At 53.8% G+C, this 15,490-nt stretch carries 14 protein-coding genes; 11 read left to right on the top strand and 3 right to left on the bottom strand.

The annotated features are described in order from the left end of the window. Positions 1–14: 14 nt before the first annotated feature. The 3 genes from Pelsub_RS13810 (at position 15) to Pelsub_RS13800 (ending at position 3,428) form a co-directional block, all read left to right on the top strand. Complete coding sequence (locus Pelsub_RS13810; protein WP_116225623.1) at positions 15–1,517, top strand: carboxypeptidase M32; 1,503 nt, start codon at positions 15–17, stop codon at positions 1,515–1,517. 564 nt (positions 1,518–2,081) lie between these two features. Then, positions 2,082–2,738, top strand: coding sequence for a TlpA family protein disulfide reductase (locus Pelsub_RS13805; protein ID WP_116225622.1), 657 nt, complete (start codon positions 2,082–2,084; stop codon positions 2,736–2,738). Positions 2,739–2,741: 3 nt separating this feature from the next. Then, a complete protein-coding gene (locus Pelsub_RS13800; RefSeq protein WP_116225621.1) occupies positions 2,742–3,428 on the top strand; it encodes a cytochrome c biogenesis CcdA family protein in 687 nt (228 codons plus the stop codon). Positions 3,429–3,790: 362 nt separating this feature from the next. Here Pelsub_RS13800 and Pelsub_RS13795 read toward each other — a convergent pair whose 3' ends face one another. Then, positions 3,791–5,104 carry a L,D-transpeptidase gene (locus Pelsub_RS13795; RefSeq protein WP_116225620.1) on the bottom strand — a complete coding sequence of 438 codons (1,314 nt, stop codon included), beginning with the start codon at positions 5,102–5,104 and terminating at the stop codon, positions 3,791–3,793. A gap of 90 nt (positions 5,105–5,194) precedes the next feature. Further along, positions 5,195–5,773: a GNAT family N-acetyltransferase gene (locus Pelsub_RS13790; protein WP_116225619.1), complete on the bottom strand. Its 579-nt coding sequence runs from the start codon at positions 5,771–5,773 to the stop codon at positions 5,195–5,197. A gap of 104 nt (positions 5,774–5,877) precedes the next feature. Here Pelsub_RS13790 and Pelsub_RS13785 point away from each other — a divergent pair, with 104 nt between their 5' ends. Further along, entirely contained in the window at positions 5,878–6,810 is a 933-nt protein-coding gene (locus Pelsub_RS13785; RefSeq protein WP_116225618.1) for an NAD-dependent epimerase/dehydratase family protein, read from the top strand. A 16-nt stretch (positions 6,811–6,826) separates the two neighbouring features. On the opposite strand, the gene Pelsub_RS13780 is transcribed toward Pelsub_RS13785, so the two are convergent. Continuing rightward, positions 6,827–8,260 carry a glycosyltransferase gene (locus Pelsub_RS13780; RefSeq protein WP_116225617.1) on the bottom strand — a complete coding sequence of 478 codons (1,434 nt, stop codon included), beginning with the start codon at positions 8,258–8,260 and terminating at the stop codon, positions 6,827–6,829. A 103-nt stretch (positions 8,261–8,363) separates the two neighbouring features. On the opposite strand from Pelsub_RS13780, the gene Pelsub_RS13775 reads away from it, so the two are divergent. The 7 genes from Pelsub_RS13775 to pseB are packed head-to-tail and all read left to right on the top strand — an operon-like array spanning position 8,364 to position 15,490. After that, positions 8,364–8,837 (top strand): winged helix-turn-helix transcriptional regulator, encoded by a 474-nt coding sequence (locus tag Pelsub_RS13775; RefSeq protein WP_116225616.1) that lies wholly within the window; start codon positions 8,364–8,366, stop codon positions 8,835–8,837. A 7-nt stretch (positions 8,838–8,844) separates the two neighbouring features. Next, entirely contained in the window at positions 8,845–9,792 is a 948-nt protein-coding gene (locus tag Pelsub_RS13770) for a GDP-L-fucose synthase family protein (RefSeq protein ID WP_116225615.1), read from the top strand. Beyond that, the gene (locus tag Pelsub_RS13765; protein WP_116225614.1) at positions 9,768–10,637 is read left to right on the top strand and encodes an ABC transporter permease; all 870 of its coding nucleotides are present in this window, start codon (positions 9,768–9,770) and stop codon (positions 10,635–10,637) included. Before Pelsub_RS13770 ends, Pelsub_RS13765 begins: the two co-directional genes overlap by 25 nt. Positions 10,638–10,649: 12 nt before the next feature. Next, positions 10,650–11,930: an ABC transporter ATP-binding protein gene (locus Pelsub_RS13760; RefSeq protein ID WP_116225613.1), complete on the top strand. Its 1,281-nt coding sequence runs from the start codon at positions 10,650–10,652 to the stop codon at positions 11,928–11,930. A gap of 4 nt (positions 11,931–11,934) precedes the next feature. Continuing rightward, the gene (locus Pelsub_RS13755) at positions 11,935–13,563 is read left to right on the top strand and encodes a capsular polysaccharide export protein, LipB/KpsS family (RefSeq protein WP_158675124.1); all 1,629 of its coding nucleotides are present in this window, start codon (positions 11,935–11,937) and stop codon (positions 13,561–13,563) included. A gap of 13 nt (positions 13,564–13,576) precedes the next feature. After that, positions 13,577–14,443, top strand: a complete 867-nt coding sequence (locus Pelsub_RS13750) for a class I SAM-dependent methyltransferase (RefSeq protein ID WP_116225611.1) — start codon at positions 13,577–13,579, stop codon at positions 14,441–14,443. A 48-nt stretch (positions 14,444–14,491) separates the two neighbouring features. Beyond that, entirely contained in the window at positions 14,492–15,490 is a 999-nt protein-coding gene (gene pseB, locus Pelsub_RS13745; protein ID WP_116225610.1) for a UDP-N-acetylglucosamine 4,6-dehydratase (inverting), read from the top strand.

Below are 15,490 nucleotides of genomic sequence, written 5' to 3'. Positions count from 1 at the left end.
CCAGGGAGAATTTGATGGAAGAGAAACTGGCAAAGTTAAAGAGTCTGTTAGCGGAAATTGCCGATTTGGGCGCAACCAGCGCTTTATTGAACTGGGACCAATTGGTGAATATGCCCGCGGGCGCTGCGGAAGACCGCGGCGAGCAAATTGCCACGATCGAGCAGATTTTGCATGCTAAATCGACTTCCGACGAGATTGGTAATTTGCTGGAGGATTTAACGCAAACAACCAAGCAGATGGATGCGGATTCCGACTATGCCCGCCTGATCAAAGTGGCCAAGCATAATTATGATAAGGCTACCAAGGTATCCGCGGAATTCGTCAGTGAATTCGCGCGTGTTTCCACCGTGGCGCAATCGGTATGGGAGAAATCCAGAGCGGAATCGGATTTCAGTATCTTCCAACCCTACCTGGAACAATTAATCGGTTTGCGCCAGCAATACGCAGATTTCTTCAAGCCCTGGGATCACGTCTATGATCCGCTTCTGGATGACTATGAACCGGGGATGAAGACGGCCGATGTCCAGGCGATTTTCAACGCGCTGCGCCCCAAACAGGTGGAGCTAATCAAAGCTATCGCCGAGAAACCGCAGGTTGAAAAATCATTCCTCTTCCTGGAATACCCCGAAAAAGCCCAATTGGATTTCGGCGTGGAAGTGATCTCCAAGTTTGGCTATGACTGGAATCATGGGCGGCAGGATAAATCCGTGCATCCCTTCACCACCGGTTTTGGCTTGAACGATGTGCGCATCACCACGCGCTTCAATACCAAGTTCCTGCCCACAGCCATGTTCGGCACCATGCATGAATGCGGGCACGCGCTGTATGAGTTGGGTATTGCCAAGAAGTACAACCGCACGCCCCTGGGCGCCGGTGCTTCCATGGCCGTGCATGAATCGCAGTCGCGCTTGTGGGAAAACCTGGTGGGCCGCTCACGCGCATTTTGGAAACATTTCTATCCGCGCCTGCAGGAGCTTTTCCCCAGCCAATTGGGTAATGTAACCGCGGAAATGTTCTATAAGGCGGTCAATGCGGTGGAACCCTCTTTAATTCGTGTGGAGGCTGATGAAGCCACTTATAACCTGCATATCATGCTGCGCCTGGAAATGGAAATCGCGCTAATGGAAGGCAGTTTGAAAGCCAAAGACGCGCCGGAAGCCTGGAACGCGAAATTCAAGGATTACCTCGGTATTGTTCCGCCCGATAACGCTCAAGGCGTCTTGCAGGACGTACACTGGTCCTTCGGCGGATTTGGGTATTTCCCGACCTACGCGCTGGGCAACCTGGTATCCGCGCAGTTATGGGAACGCATGGAACAGGATATCCCGGATGTGGAAGCTCAGGTGGAAAACGCCAACTTCGCCGTTATCCTCAATTGGCTGCGCGAAAATGTGCATGTCTACGGCGCCAAGTTTGAACCGCAGGAATTGGTGCAGAAAGTTACCGGATCGAAGATCACACCGGAACCCTTTATGCGCTATCTTGATAAGAAATTCAAGGATATTTATTCCCTCTGATCCAGAAACTGATGAAAGCAAAGCCCGCCAAACACGGCGGGCTTTTTTGTTAACGCTTTAGCGAATTGAGAGCGGGTTGGCCGAAATAAAAAAACACTCGCTACCCAGATGGAGGATGGAGGGTAATACAGAAGGTTTTTGATAAAAATGACAGAATAATTCAAAAGGAAATTATATAGATCAAGATTGAAAAATAGAGTATGAGAAAAAGGAACTGTCATTGCGAGCCCGCGAAATGCGGGCGATCGCGAAGCATTCCCCTGGGGAATCGCGAAGCACCCTCTTGGAGGGAGCAATCTCAGCTGTGTGTTTAATATTAATCGAAGAAAAGAAAAGCTAGGAGAGGCATGAAAAATATAAGCAGCGAACTGAGATCGCCTTCCCCGGGGGGAATGCTTCGCGAACGTCGCTTGCCCACAGAAATGCATGTGGGCAAACTCCTCGCGATGACAGTATCGAGAGAGTGGCGTAAAAAAAATGAGGGATAATCAACCCTTTTATTTATAAATCCTTAATACTTGACCGGCAGGCTATCGAGGACAATATAAACCATACGGAGGTGTTATGAATATACAAAAAATTAGCCCCTGGCTGGCCATTGCCTTTTTAGCAGTCCTTGCCGCGGGTTGCGCAAGCCCTTCCCAACAACACGCTGTCGAGCCCGCGCAGCCGCAAGAGATGGTGGCGGAAGCTGTTCCCATGGAAGAAGCGAGCAGCGATGCTATGATGGATGAGTCGCCGGAAGCCATGACGGATGAAACCGGCATGGAAACCCCGGATTGGTATGAATGGGAATTGACGGACATCAACAATGGAACAACTTTCAACCTGAATAATGAGCAGGGCAAGGTCGTACTGGTGGAAACCATGGCGGTTTGGTGTTCCAATTGCTTGAAGCAGCAGCAGGAAGTCAGTCAGCTGCTGGAAACTTTGGGCCCGCGCGATGATTTTGTCAGTCTGGCTATTGATATCGATCCCAATGAGGACAGCGCCACCCTGCAGAATTACACGCAGCAGCACGGCTTTGATTGGCGATATGTGGTAGCATCGGAAGAATTGATCAACGAGATCAGCAGTTTGTATGGCGCGCAATATCTCAATCCGCCTTCAACGCCCATGTTGATCATTGACCGGCAGGGGCAGGCTCATTTGCTGCCCTTTGGCATTAAAAGCGCGGCAGATTTGCAAGGCGCGCTTGAACCTTTTCTGAACGAGGGTTAAAGTTTGGACCTGTCACAAATTATTACGGCCATCGGCATCGGTTTGCTGGCCACTACCAGCCCATGCGTCTTTCCACTCTACCCGGGCTACCTGGCGTATCTAAGCGCCAACCAGGGCCGGGCGCAGGACGAGAAAAGCCGCACGCGCACAGTTTTCCTGGGCTTTTTCGTCCTGCTGGGCGTGCTGGTCATGATGCTGATCATGGGGTTTGCGATCTCGTTGTTGTCGCTCTCCATCAGCCGGGTGTTGTCGGTGGTGGTACCGCTGGTCGATCTGATTTTGATTGTTCTGGGTGTGATGCTGATCTTAAACATCAATCCCTTTAAACAGCTGCCGCAGATCCATGTACCGGCCCTGGCGCATCCCTTTGCCAACGCTTTCCTGTACGGCTTACTGTATGGCCCGATTGCCTTTCCCTGCTCCGGCCCGCTGGTGATCTCCATCTTCGCGCTAAGTCTGAAATCAACCTTGCTGCTGGCGCGCGTGGCGACCTTCTTCTGGTTCGGGTTGGGCTTTGGGCTGCCGCTGCTGGTGCTGTCCCTGTTGGGCGGTGCGCTGCAGCGGCCCATCACGATTTTCTTCGCGCGCCACAGCCGTTGGGTCAACCTTGTCAGCGGCCTGCTGATACTGGGATTGGGGATTTACGACTTGATCATCAATTGGGCCAGTATCAGTGCAGCCTATTTCTAAAAGAATGTTGTTGTAAGTCAGGCATACCCCGTAGGGCACAGGTGAATGGAATGCCTGACCTGCGTAGAAAATTTGAAGGATGACTATGTGACAGGTGCGTTTACTCCAACGACATGAGTACAGGTAGGACCGCACCCTACGCAGTGAGTGTTATCGTGGGGCGGGATTCCAATCTCGCCGAAAAAATTAATGGCGTTTTTTTTTGCCAGGATAATGTCACACAAGAATGTGTGACCTACTTAAGTGAGGACTTGTGGATCGCATATTCACTTGCACCATCCGGGTGTGTGACTGATTGACCAGAGACAAAAAGAAGCTCCTGCTTTGGCAGGAGCTTCTTTCTTTTTTTCGATCGTTTATGTTTAGAACGCGGCGTTGACCGTGTAGAAGGACGGGTCGGTGGGTGTCGCGCCGCTGGGGTCAATGACGGATACCCAATCGCCCACCTCGGCCCAGTCATACAACCAGTGCGCGTCGGTAATGGACAGGTTGACGCAGCCGTGCGACTGTTCGTAGCCGAACAAGGCGCGCCAATAAGCGCCGTGCAGGGCGCGCGGGCCGTCATAGTACATGGTCCAGGGCACGTCCTCCAGCAGGTAATAATCCGTCTTTCCTGTGGCAAACGCTCCTGTCATGGTCTCGTAATCTTTTTTCTCGCGGATCTGGAACAATCCGGGTTGGGTGTAATAAGGTTCATAACCGGTGGCGACAATGGTGGCAAATCTTAGCTGGTTATCTTCAAACACGCTCAGGGTCTGTTGAAGCAGGTCAACATAAATCCAGCGGCCGTTGTCCACACCTTCCGGCGCGGTTTGGTTGGGAGATACCACTTTTAATGCGCGGGCTTCCACCCATTCACCGATACCGATCATATACCAGGTGGTGCCTTCGGCTTCAATCTGGTCGTACACTTGAACTACCGTATTACGGACCAGTTCCTTTTTCACGACCGCAGCTAAATAACTGGGTTCTCTGCGCGGGTTGACCACATCGATAATCCAACCGAAATCGTTATCGGGTTTCTGATCAAACAACAAGCCGGAGAAGGAGGAGTAATTGGTGGGTGAAGCGCGGATCCATTCTCCGTATTCATTCTGCACATAGGCATCATTGCCATTGTAGGAAATGTTATCGTAAGAGACATACAGCGTATTCCCGATGGGCACATAATTGGAAGCACCCCATCCGGTGATGGCGGCATCCAAACTGGGATACCAGGCGGCCTGAACCCCGGGGGCTACGTTCAGTTTGGCATAATTTCTATCCACCGGCAGGTAGCTGGCGTCCGGATGCGACGCGATCAACGGCTGCGCGGGAATGTGAATACCTTGACGCGCCCAATTGGTGAGCGTTTCGGAAGGGCCCATTGGCAGGCAGTCGGTTGGCGCGATCAGGTAGACGCCCGGCGCGCAGACAGGCAGGCCCTCATAAGTTTCATAATAATCCGGCAGCGCCGGGGTCGGCTCAGGGGTGGGCTGTGCTTCCGTCGGCGTGGGTTCCACACTTTCGGCAGCAGGTGTCTCGGATATGACGGTCTCGGTTTCATCCATGGATTGGTCAGCCGGTTGGGTGGGCTCCTGTTCGCCTTCGCCCTGGGCGAGGACTACCGAAGAGTTCAACAACAGCATGGCTGCCAATAATATTGCGAGAAGTAATCTGGTTTGTTTTAAATGCATTCTTACCTCGTTGAGAATTAGCGGGGATAATTGTACCTGATTCTATTCCTTCTCCCCCTGGTTGGCATTTTCTGCAGGATTGGCTGAAATCTATAACGAGAGCCGCACGAACTTGTGTGTGCCGCGTGTTTCCAATTCGACAAAGCCGGCTTTGAGAAAAGCGCTCAAATTTCCCATGTACAGGTCGTCGGAGGAACGGCGGGTATGGACGTCCTTCGGGTAGGCTTCCACAATGCGCGCGCCATTTTGGCGGGCATATTCCACCGCCGCGCGAATGGCTGCCGTCATCAACCCGCTATTGCGGGCGGATTTGGCAATGTAGAAACACACGATTGACCAAACCGGCTGCCCGTCCAGGCGTTTCAGGGTGAGAGAGCGTTCCAATGAAGCGTAATCCTCGCGCGGCGCAATGGAGCACCACACCAGCGGGGCATTCTCGCGGTAACCCAGGATGCCGGGGACCATGCCGGAATCCACCAGCGCGCGCATGGCCTGGCGGTTGCCTTCTCCCTTATTGCGGCAATTCACACCAAATTCCTGGCGTGTTTCGCGCCAGAACATGCAACAACAGGCGCGGCAAACGCTGCTGGTGTTGAATAATTCTATAAAATCATCCCAACGCTGAGGGGTCAGCGGGTAAAAATCCAGGCTATCCATGGTTATTTTCATGAGCTCTCTTCCCTATATCAAATATTTTTAAATTATTATCGCATATCTTAAAAAGATCGATATGCTATAATGCAGAGTACTTAGACTTTCCACTGGCGGTAAATATGCGATTTTTAATTACGGGAGCTGCGGGGTTTCTGGGCGCGCCTTTAGCGAACAGGCTCATCCAGGAGGGACATCGGGTAGTAGGTCTGGACGATTTGTCCACAGGGGATCCTGAAAGATTATCACCGGAAGTGCATCTGGTGCGGGGAGATGTCAACGACCGGCCAAAATTATGGTCGCTTTTACAGGAGGTGGACTGCGTCTACCATCTGGCGGCGCGTGTGATTGTGCCGGAATCGGTGCTCTACCCGCGCGAATACAACCAGGTCAATGTTGGGGGAACTGTGACTTTAATGGAGGCCATGCGCGATGTAGGTGTGCGCCGGGTGGTCTTTATCTCCTCCGGTACGATTTACGGAAACCAGAAAACCCAGCCGGTGCGTGAATCCTGCCGGCCCAACCCGCGTTCACCTTACGCGGTTTCCAAATTATCTGCTGAATACTACATCCGAACTATCGGTGATCTGTGGGGCATTGAAACGGTCTGCCTGCGCGTGTTTAATGCGTATGGGCCGGGGCAGCGCCTGCCACCCACCAACGCGCCGGTCATTCCCTACTGCATCCGCCAGGCCATCGACCATGGCACCATCGTGGTGCATGGGGACGGCAAACAGACGCGCGATTACGTTTACATTGATGATGTGGTGGATGCCATGTCCAGCGCGGCTACCATTCCGGACATTAAACGCCTGATTATCAACGTCGGCAGCGGCAAGGAAACTTCCGTGTCGGAAGTGATCAAGCATGTGCTGGATATCACCAAGGCTAAACCTGAGATCGTAACCAATAAGACACACGACAGCGGCCCTTCGCGCATGCGAGCCGATTTGGGATTGGCGGAAAAGAAGCTGGGCTACAAACCCAAGGTCAGCCTGGTCGAGGGCTTAACCCGCACCATCGCGGAAGACCCGCGTTTCCACAAAGACGAATAACTCTGAATGAGGGGGACTAGATGAATTTCAACCGTCCGGCCGCGTAAACCACCATGCGCAGCAGCAGCCAGCCATGTTTCCAGCGCTGGATGTTGGTGGTGCCGTAGGTGCGTTCGCGGTAGCGGATGGGCATGTCCACGATCTTAAGGTTGAGCTTGGCCGCGCCGAAGATCAGCTCGAAATCGCCGAAGGGGTCAAAGTCGCCGAAATAGGCGCGGTTGGCGCGAATTTCCTCGTAATGTTCCTTCCATAGCACTTTCGTACCGCACAGTGTGTCCTTAATGGGCTGGCCCAACAGGTAGGTAAAAATCAAGGTAAAAGCCTTGTTGCCGATCAGGTTGAGCGGGCGCATGGCGTGCTTTTCCATGGGGTAAACCAGGCGCACCCCGTTGATGAAGTCGCCCTTGCCGCTCGCCAATGCGTTGTAGAAGCGTGGCAGGTCGGCCGGCGGCATGGTCAGGTCGGCGTCCAGGATCATGAGCACGTCCCCTTCGGCTTCCGTGAATCCCAGGCGCACCGCGTCGCCTTTGCCTTTGCCGGGCTGGCGGAAGGCGCGCGCCGGAATGTCCGGGTGCGCTTCGATCTGGCGCAGAATCTCGTCGTAGGTGTCGTCCGTGGAATGGCCTTCAACGAAGACCAGTTCCGTTTGCGGGCTAATCTTTGGCAGTTCCTCGAATACCCTTTTGATGTTGCCGGCCTCGTTGCGGGCGGGTACGATCACGCTGACGCTGTAGTCCTCAACTTTTTCACAATCCGGTTTGGGGCGCGCCACCATGAAATGGGTCATGGCGAAGAATTTGAAGGGCCATAGGCGGATCAGGAATTTGTTGAACAGCGGGGTGATCAGCGGGATGTTGAAGGGCATCAGCACTTCCACCCATTCGCGCACCGGCTCGAAACCGGCCAGGTTGAGCAGGTTGGAAACGTCTTCCACCGTCAGCCAGTTTTGCAGCAGGGTGGGCTTGGACACGCCTAATTTGGCGGCCAGGTTGATGGGGATTTCCCACAAACGGTTGTAGAAATTCAGTACCAGGTGGCCGTGCGGTTTGAGGTGCTGGTGCACGTTTTCCAGGGTGCTTTGCACGTCCCACAAATCGTTGACGGTGTCGGAGATGACCACTACGTCGAACTGGCGCTTGAGGCTGAGTTCCAGCGCGTCCATCTGGATGAAATCCAGGTTGGGATGCTGTTTCCCGGCCAGCCGTACCATTTTGGGAGAAATATCCATTCCCAGGCCGTATTTGGGCTCCAGATAGGCCAACAGGTCGCCGTTGCCGCAGCCGATTTCCAGAATATCCTGGTTGGCCGGAATGTTGAACTTGAACACCTGGGCCACGCGCCGGCGGTAATATCCGCCCCAGCCCTGCCAGTGTTCCAGTTTTTCCGCGACTTTGTCCCAGTGGGATTGTCTTTCGTTATTAAATGCCTGCCTGGTTTTATCCATATTCATACTTAACTACATTCTATAAATTGAGTTAAACATTATACATTGGATGCTGCCGCTTGACCCATTTCGGACGCAGGTTTATAATTCAACGGTTGAATATTGAATCATGGAAATTGAATTTAAAGCCACTGACGCAGATCTAACCATTCTGGAACATATTGAAGATGAACCGGATACCACCCAAGCCGGCCTGGCGGAAAAGCTGGGCGTGGCAGTTGGGACGGTCAACTGGCACCTGAAGCGCCTGGTTGAGAAGGGCTACGTCAAGGTAAAACGCGCAGAACGCAAGAAATTACGCTATATCATCACGCCGGAAGGCCTCGCGTTGCGCGCGCGCCTGACGGTGGATTACATTCAGTCGTCCCTGGAGCTATACCGCCTGGTGCGCACACGTTCGCTGAAAGCGATTGCAGATGTCAAAGCCATGGGCTACACCACGGTCAGCGTTGAGGGGGAGGGGGACGTGGCTGAGATTTTGAAACTGACCAGTATGGAACAGGGTCTCAATATCAGCCCGGACCGGGAGTATCCACTCCTGAAAGTGATCGGTTTAAAAATTTTCATTGAAGAAAAGGAATAGAAATCTTATGGGTCAAGAAAATTTCTGGCAATCTAAACGAGTATGTGTAACCGGCGGGGCCGGTTTTCTGGGTAAAGTAGTGGTGCGCAAACTGCAGGAGCGCGGCGCGAAAGATATTTTTGTGCCCAATTTTCCGGAATACAACCTGGTCGATTTGGCGGATATCAACCGCCTGCTGGACGATTCCAAACCGGACCTGATCATTCATCTGGCTGCGCAAGTGGGCGGCATTGGCGCCAACCGCGAACACCCGGCCGAATTTTTCTACAACAACCTGATGATGGGCGTGCAGCTGATGCACCGCGCCTGGGAGACCGGTGTGAGCAAGTTCGTAGCCATCGGCACCATCTGCGCTTACCCCAAGTTCACCCCGATTCCCTTTGAAGAAGAAAATTTATGGGACGGTTATCCCGAAGAGACCAACGCGCCTTACGGCCTGGCCAAGAAAATGCTGCTGGTGCAGGCGCAGTCCTACCGCCAGCAATACGATTACAATGCCATCTTCCTGCTGCCGGTCAACCTGTATGGGCCCGGCGACAACTTCAACCCAGCCTCCTCTCACGTCATCCCGGCTCTGATCCGCAAGTGCCTGGAAGCCAAGGAAGCCGGCCAGGATGAGATTGTGGTGTGGGGCGACGGTTCACCCACGCGCGAATTCCTGTACGTGGAAGACGCGGCCGAAGGCATCCTGTTGGCTTCGGAGCGCTACAACGGCAATCTGCCGGTCAACCTGGGTTCGGGCAATGAGATCAGCATCAAGGACCTGGTGGAACTGATTGCCAAGCTGACCGGGTTCAACGGCAAGCTGGTTTGGGATACCACCAAACCCAACGGCCAGCCGCGCCGCGCGTTGAGCACCAAACGGGCCGAAGAACTGTTCGGCTTCAAGGCGCAGATGACTTTTGAAGAAGGATTAAAGAGAACCATCGCATGGTATCAGGAAAACAAAGCGTAGAGGAACGTTCCGTGACGCGCACTGAAGCCCGGAAAATTATTATCCGGCCAACAAGCGGGTGGGCGGCTTTGAATTTACGCGACCTGTGGGTATACCGCGAACTGGTCTATTTTATGACCTGGCGCGACCTGAAGGTGCGTTATAAACAGACCGCGCTGGGCGCTGCCTGGGCCATTCTGCAGCCGTTCCTGACTATGGTGGTCTTCAGCATCTTCTTCGGCAATCTGGCGGGTGTGCCTTCGGACGGCGTGCCGTATCCGATCTTTTCATACACCGCGCTGATTCCCTGGACGCTGTTTTCCAAAGCGCTGCAGGACGCCAGCCGCTCGCTGGTCAATTCCAGCCACATGATCACCAAGGTGTATTTCCCGCGCATGATCCTGCCGCTGGCCTCCGTGCTGGCCGGCATTGTGGATTTTTTGATCGCCTTTGTGGTACTGCTGGCAATGATGGCTTTCTATCACGTCGTACCCACGGCCAATATCTGGACCATTCCTTTATTCCTGATACTGGCTTTGATAACCGCCACCGGCGTCAGCTTGTGGCTGTCGGCTTTGAACGTGCTGTACCGCGACATTAACTATGTGCTGCCCTTCCTGACCCAATTCTGGATGTACATTACCCCAATCGCGTACCCCTCCAGCATGGTGCCGGAAAAGTGGCGTTTGCTGTACGCCGTCAACCCCATGACCGGTGTGGTGGAAGGTTTCCGTTGGGCGCTGCTGGGCAGCGGTGAGGCTCCCGGTATGATGACGCTGGTTTCTACCCTGGTCGCGATCGTCTTGTTGGTCAGCGGTATGTTCTACTTCAAACGCATGGAACGACTGTTTGCGGATATGGTATAGGCAGGTGCAAAGATGAGTCAAACAGCCATTCATGTCGAAAACTTAGGCAAGCAATATCGTCTCGGCCAGCAGGTCGGCAATTACCGCACCCTGCGCGAGACTTTATCCGGACGTTTTGGCGCGAAAAAAGCGCCCGAAGAACAAAAAGCGCTATTGCCGGAATCCATCTGGGCTTTGGAGGACGTCAGCTTCGACGTCGAGCAGGGCTCGGTGTTGGGCGTGGTGGGGCGCAACGGCGCCGGCAAGAGTACCTTATTGAAGATTCTCTCGCGCGTGACTGAACCGACCAAAGGACTGGTGGAAGTCTATGGGCGCGTGGGTTCGCTGCTGGAAGTCGGCACCGGTTTTCACCCCGAACTGACCGGCCGGGAAAATATTTTCCTGAACGGCGCCATTTTGGGCATGAAGAAAACCGAGATTGAAGCCAAATTTGATGAGATTGTCTCATTCGCCGAAGTAGAAACCTTTATCGATACACCGGTGAAACGCTATTCCTCCGGCATGTACCTGCGCCTGGCTTTTGCCGTGGCGGCTCATCTAGAGCCGGAAATTCTGGTAGTGGATGAGGTGCTGGCGGTAGGCGACGCAGAATTCCAGCGCAAGTGCCTGGGCAAGATGAGCGACGTGGCCAAGGAAGGCCGCACGGTGCTGTTCGTCAGCCATAACATGTCCGCCATCCTGCGCCTGACGCAGGAAACCCTGGTGATTGACAAAGGCCATTTGCTGCTGCGCGCGCCCACTGTGGAAGCGGTGGATTTTTACCTGTCGCGCGGATTGACCCAGGAGGGCCAACGCTTATGGCAGCCGGATGAGATTCCTGCGCAAGCCGCTCCCTTCAAACCGGTGGCGGTGCGCTTATTGGATAAACAGGATCATGTGATGGAAGCTGCGCGCTGCAGCGAGCCATTTTATCTGGAAGTGGAATACCAACTGCACAAAGCTATTAAGGGCTTGCGCGTGGGCATTTATATTTTGACCTCGCAAGGTGAATTTGTGTTCACCTCCTTTGATACGGACGATCCTGAAAAATTTGAAGAATATTCCCAGCGGACGGCCGGCACGTATAAAAGCCGGGTGGAAATTCCCCCATATCTGTTGAATGGCGGGCGATACGTGGTGGGCGTGAATGCCAGCTCGTATCGCATCAAGACTTATTTCCACGATGAACAGGCGCTGGCTTTCAATATGGATGTTACCGGCGCGCCCGGAACGCAGTGGCCGGAAAACCGCCTGGGACCGGTGCGCCCGAAGTTAACCTGGCAAATCACCCAAACGAATGGAGGAGGGGAATAACAATATGGCAGACAAAAAAAGCAGTGCAAAAACCGTAATCAAATCTGTCCTGGGACAGGTGCCTTTGACCGCTGAATTGTATTGGATGATGCGCCATAATGACAAGAATATCAACTCGCGTTTTTCGCTCAAGAATCTGGACCAACATCTGCCCCAGTTGGTGGCGGATGCCGAGGCGCTGAGGAAAAAAACCGGCAGCGAAGGCAAGAAGATTTTTGTCTTTGCCACGCTGCATTATTGGATCGAACATGCCGCAGTAATGGGCATTACATTGGCCGGGCTGGGCCACAAAGTCACGCTCGGTTATCTGCCCTTCCACGATTGGCAGAACCCTATTAATAAATTCGACCTGCGCCGCCAAAACCTGTATGCGGAGGAGATCCTGTCCAAGGCCAAACCGGTCATGGATGTAATTTCCTTCCTCAGTTTGCACACCGGGTATAAGGTCGTGCCTGAAGATTTGCGTGAGCGTATTGAGCAGATTTCCCGCTACGACAGCATGTATACCCTGCAAGTGGAAGACGTGGATACCTCCAGCGAAATTTACAAATTGCGCTTGAAACGCAATATGAGCACCGCGCGGGACGCTTATGAATACCTGAAGGTGAATAAACCGGATGTGGTCATCGTACCCAACGGCACCATCCAGGAATTCGGGGTAGTCTACGAGGTAGCCCGCTATTTGGATATCCCCGCGGTAACTTATGAATTCGGCGAGCAGCGTGAACGCATCTGGTTGGCGCAGAATGACAAAGTCATGCGCCAGGAAACTTGTGATATGTGGGAAGCTTTCCGGGATAAAGAGCTGACCGAGCCGGAGAAAGCCAAGATCACCGAGCAATTCGAAGCGCGCCGCAATGCTTCCGTGTGGAAGAATTTCGCGCGCCTTTGGCAGGCCGTACCGGCCAAGGGTGTGGAAGCAGCGCGCCAGGAACTCGGTTTGGATGAACGGCCGATGGTATTACTGGCCACCAATGTGTTGGGCGACAGCCTGACATTGGGGCGCGAAGTATTTTCGCAATCCATGGAAGACTGGCTGGAAAAGACGCTGCAATATTTCGCCGGGCGCAATGACGCTCAACTGGTCATCCGCGTGCATCCGGGAGAGGTACTGATCCATGGTCAGTCTATGATGGACGTCATCAAACGCGTTCTGCCCACGCTGCCGGAGTATATCCGTGTGATTGCTCCAACCGAAAAGGTCAACACTTACGATCTGATCGCCGCGGCAGACGTGGGGCTGGTGTACACGACCACAGTCGGTTTGGAAATGGCCATGAGCGGTATCCCGGTCATTGTGGTGGGCGACACGCATTACCGCGGGCGCGGCTTCACGCAGGATCCTCAATCGTGGGTACAATATCACAAAACGCTGAAGGCTGTACTGGAGAATCCGCAAGATTTCCGGCTTTCAGAAGAACAGATCAATCTGGCTTGGGCTTATGCCTACCGCTTTTTCTACGAATATCCCAGACCTTATCCCTGGCACCTGGTTTATCTTTGGGAAGACTATGGCAAACACCCGCTGGGTGAGGTGGTCAAGTCGAAAGAATGGCCCCAATATAAACAGGTGTTCGATTATCTGGCCGGGGAACCGCTGGATTGGAATGCCATCCGGGCTCAGTCTGATTAATTAAGGAAAGTGCATGACGGATAATTCTATTAAAGAGGATGTACGCCATTTCTATGACCAGGTTGGCTGGCAGAAGATCAGCAGCGGTGTTTACCAGAATGCTGAATTTGAAGACCTGCGCCCGGTATCGCGCGCATACATCCATAAATGCCATCTGCGGGTTAACCGCCACATCAACCATCAAGGCAAATACATGCTGGACGCGGGTTCCGGCCCCATCCAGTATCCCGAATACCTGACTTATTCCGAGGGCTACCAGTACCGCGTGTGCCTGGATATCTCCATCGTGGCTTTGATGGATGCGCGCGAACGCGTGGGCGACCACGGCTTATGCGTGGTGGCTGACGTGGCCAACCTGCCCTTCGCCGAAGGCGTGATGGATGGACTGGTATCGCTGCATACCTTGCATCACCTGCCGGAAGCGGATTACCTGCCGGCCTATCATGACCTGCGGCGCGTACTGAAGAGCGGCGCGCGGGCGGTAGTGGTGAACGGCTGGGGCAGTTCGTCCATGATGAACACTTTCCGGCGCCCCATTTTGTTGATGGAACGCCTGACACGGCGAAACGAAGTGGTGCTGAGCGGCGAGAAATCCGGCCAGTCTACAGATAAGGTAGAGAAGAAAGCCGAAAAGGGCAAACCCGAACACACCTTCGCCTACAAACTGGACGCGGATGGGCTGCGAAAGATGCTGGGGAAGGATTTCCCCGTGGAAATCTTCGTCTGGCGCAGTGTCAGCGTGCGTTTTCTGCGCGCTATGATTCAGCCCTGGCTGTTGGGCCGTTTTTGGCTGGCGGTTTTGTACGGATTGGAAGAGCTATTCCCGCGTTATTACGGTGAAAAGGGGCAATATCCCCTGATCACATTTACGAAAAAATAACCGATAATAAAAGCAGTAAAAATATTATTTGAACAGGATCAGGAAGAAATGGATTGGAAGAATAAAGTAATTCTGGTGACCGGCGGAACCGGTTCTTTTGGAAAGAAATTTATCGAGGTGATGTTGAAGGAATACCAGCCGGCCAAGCTGATCGTGTTCAGCCGCGACGAGCAGAAACAGCACGAGATGCGCCAGGCGGGTTTCGACCATCCCAACCTGCGCTATTTTATCGGCGATATTCGCGACGCGGCCCGCCTGCGGCGCGCCTTTGAAGGCGTCGATTTCGTGGTGCACGCGGCCGCGCTGAAACAGGTGCCGGCCTGCGAATACAACCCCATGGAAGCGGTCAAGACCAACATCCTGGGCAGCAGCAACGTCATTGACGCGGCGTTGGACGCCGGTGTGGAGCGCGTCATCGCGCTGAGCACCGATAAAGCCGTCAACCCGATTAACCTGTACGGCGCCACCAAATTGGCCGCCGAGAAATTATTCGTGCAGAGCAATGCCTATGCCGGCGGGCGCGCTTCGCGTTTCGCTTGCGTGCGCTACGGCAATGTGGTCGGCAGCCGCGGCAGTGTGGTGCCGGTATTCCTGCGCCAGCGCGAAGAGGGCGCCATCACCATCACCGACGAGCGCATGACCCGTTTCTGGATCACCCTGGAGCAGGGTGTGCGTTTCGTGATCCGCTGCCTGGAAGAAATGCATGGCGGCGAAGTGTTCGTGCCCAAGATCCCCAGCATGAAAGTGATCGACCTGGCCAGAGTGGTTGCTCCGGAAGCCAAGATTAATGTGATCGGCATCCGCCCCGGCGAAAAACTGCACGAAGTGCTCATCTCCGAAGACGAAGCCCGCACTGTGGTCGAACTGGACGATATGTACGTGGTGCAGCCGGCCGAAGCGTTGTGGTTCGGGCGCGATTGGGAGAAACAGGGCAAGGCCATCAACGATGAATTCCGCTACGCCAGTAACAACAATACCGAATGGCTTTCAGCCGATGAGATCGGCGGTATTGTCGAACAAGTAGAAGAGAGTCTCAAAACAAAGTAG

This window comes from Pelolinea submarina, from assembly GCF_003966975.1.
GTDB lineage: Bacteria > Chloroflexota > Anaerolineae > Anaerolineales > Anaerolineaceae > Pelolinea > Pelolinea submarina.
The sequence above is the reverse complement of the archived record's forward strand: the minus strand, read 5'-3'. Positions and strand labels throughout refer to the sequence as shown.

Coding starts and splice junctions, on each gene's coding strand:
- Pelsub_RS13775 (WP_116225616.1), top strand. CDS start 8,364: ATGGAAATTGAATTTAAAGCCACTGACGCAGATCTAACCATTCTGGAA.
- Pelsub_RS13790 (WP_116225619.1), bottom strand. CDS start 5,773: ATGAAAATAACCATGGATAGCCTGGATTTTTACCCGCTGACCCCTCAG.
- Pelsub_RS13785 (WP_116225618.1), top strand. CDS start 5,878: ATGCGATTTTTAATTACGGGAGCTGCGGGGTTTCTGGGCGCGCCTTTA.
- Pelsub_RS13810 (WP_116225623.1), top strand. CDS start 15: ATGGAAGAGAAACTGGCAAAGTTAAAGAGTCTGTTAGCGGAAATTGCC.
- pseB (WP_116225610.1), top strand. CDS start 14,492: ATGGATTGGAAGAATAAAGTAATTCTGGTGACCGGCGGAACCGGTTCT.
- Pelsub_RS13760 (WP_116225613.1), top strand. CDS start 10,650: ATGAGTCAAACAGCCATTCATGTCGAAAACTTAGGCAAGCAATATCGT.
- Pelsub_RS13765 (WP_116225614.1), top strand. CDS start 9,768: ATGGTATCAGGAAAACAAAGCGTAGAGGAACGTTCCGTGACGCGCACT.
- Pelsub_RS13780 (WP_116225617.1), bottom strand. CDS start 8,260: ATGAATATGGATAAAACCAGGCAGGCATTTAATAACGAAAGACAATCC.
- Pelsub_RS13750 (WP_116225611.1), top strand. CDS start 13,577: ATGACGGATAATTCTATTAAAGAGGATGTACGCCATTTCTATGACCAG.
- Pelsub_RS13805 (WP_116225622.1), top strand. CDS start 2,082: ATGAATATACAAAAAATTAGCCCCTGGCTGGCCATTGCCTTTTTAGCA.
- Pelsub_RS13795 (WP_116225620.1), bottom strand. CDS start 5,104: ATGCATTTAAAACAAACCAGATTACTTCTCGCAATATTATTGGCAGCC.
- Pelsub_RS13755 (WP_158675124.1), top strand. CDS start 11,935: ATGGCAGACAAAAAAAGCAGTGCAAAAACCGTAATCAAATCTGTCCTG.
- Pelsub_RS13770 (WP_116225615.1), top strand. CDS start 8,845: ATGGGTCAAGAAAATTTCTGGCAATCTAAACGAGTATGTGTAACCGGC.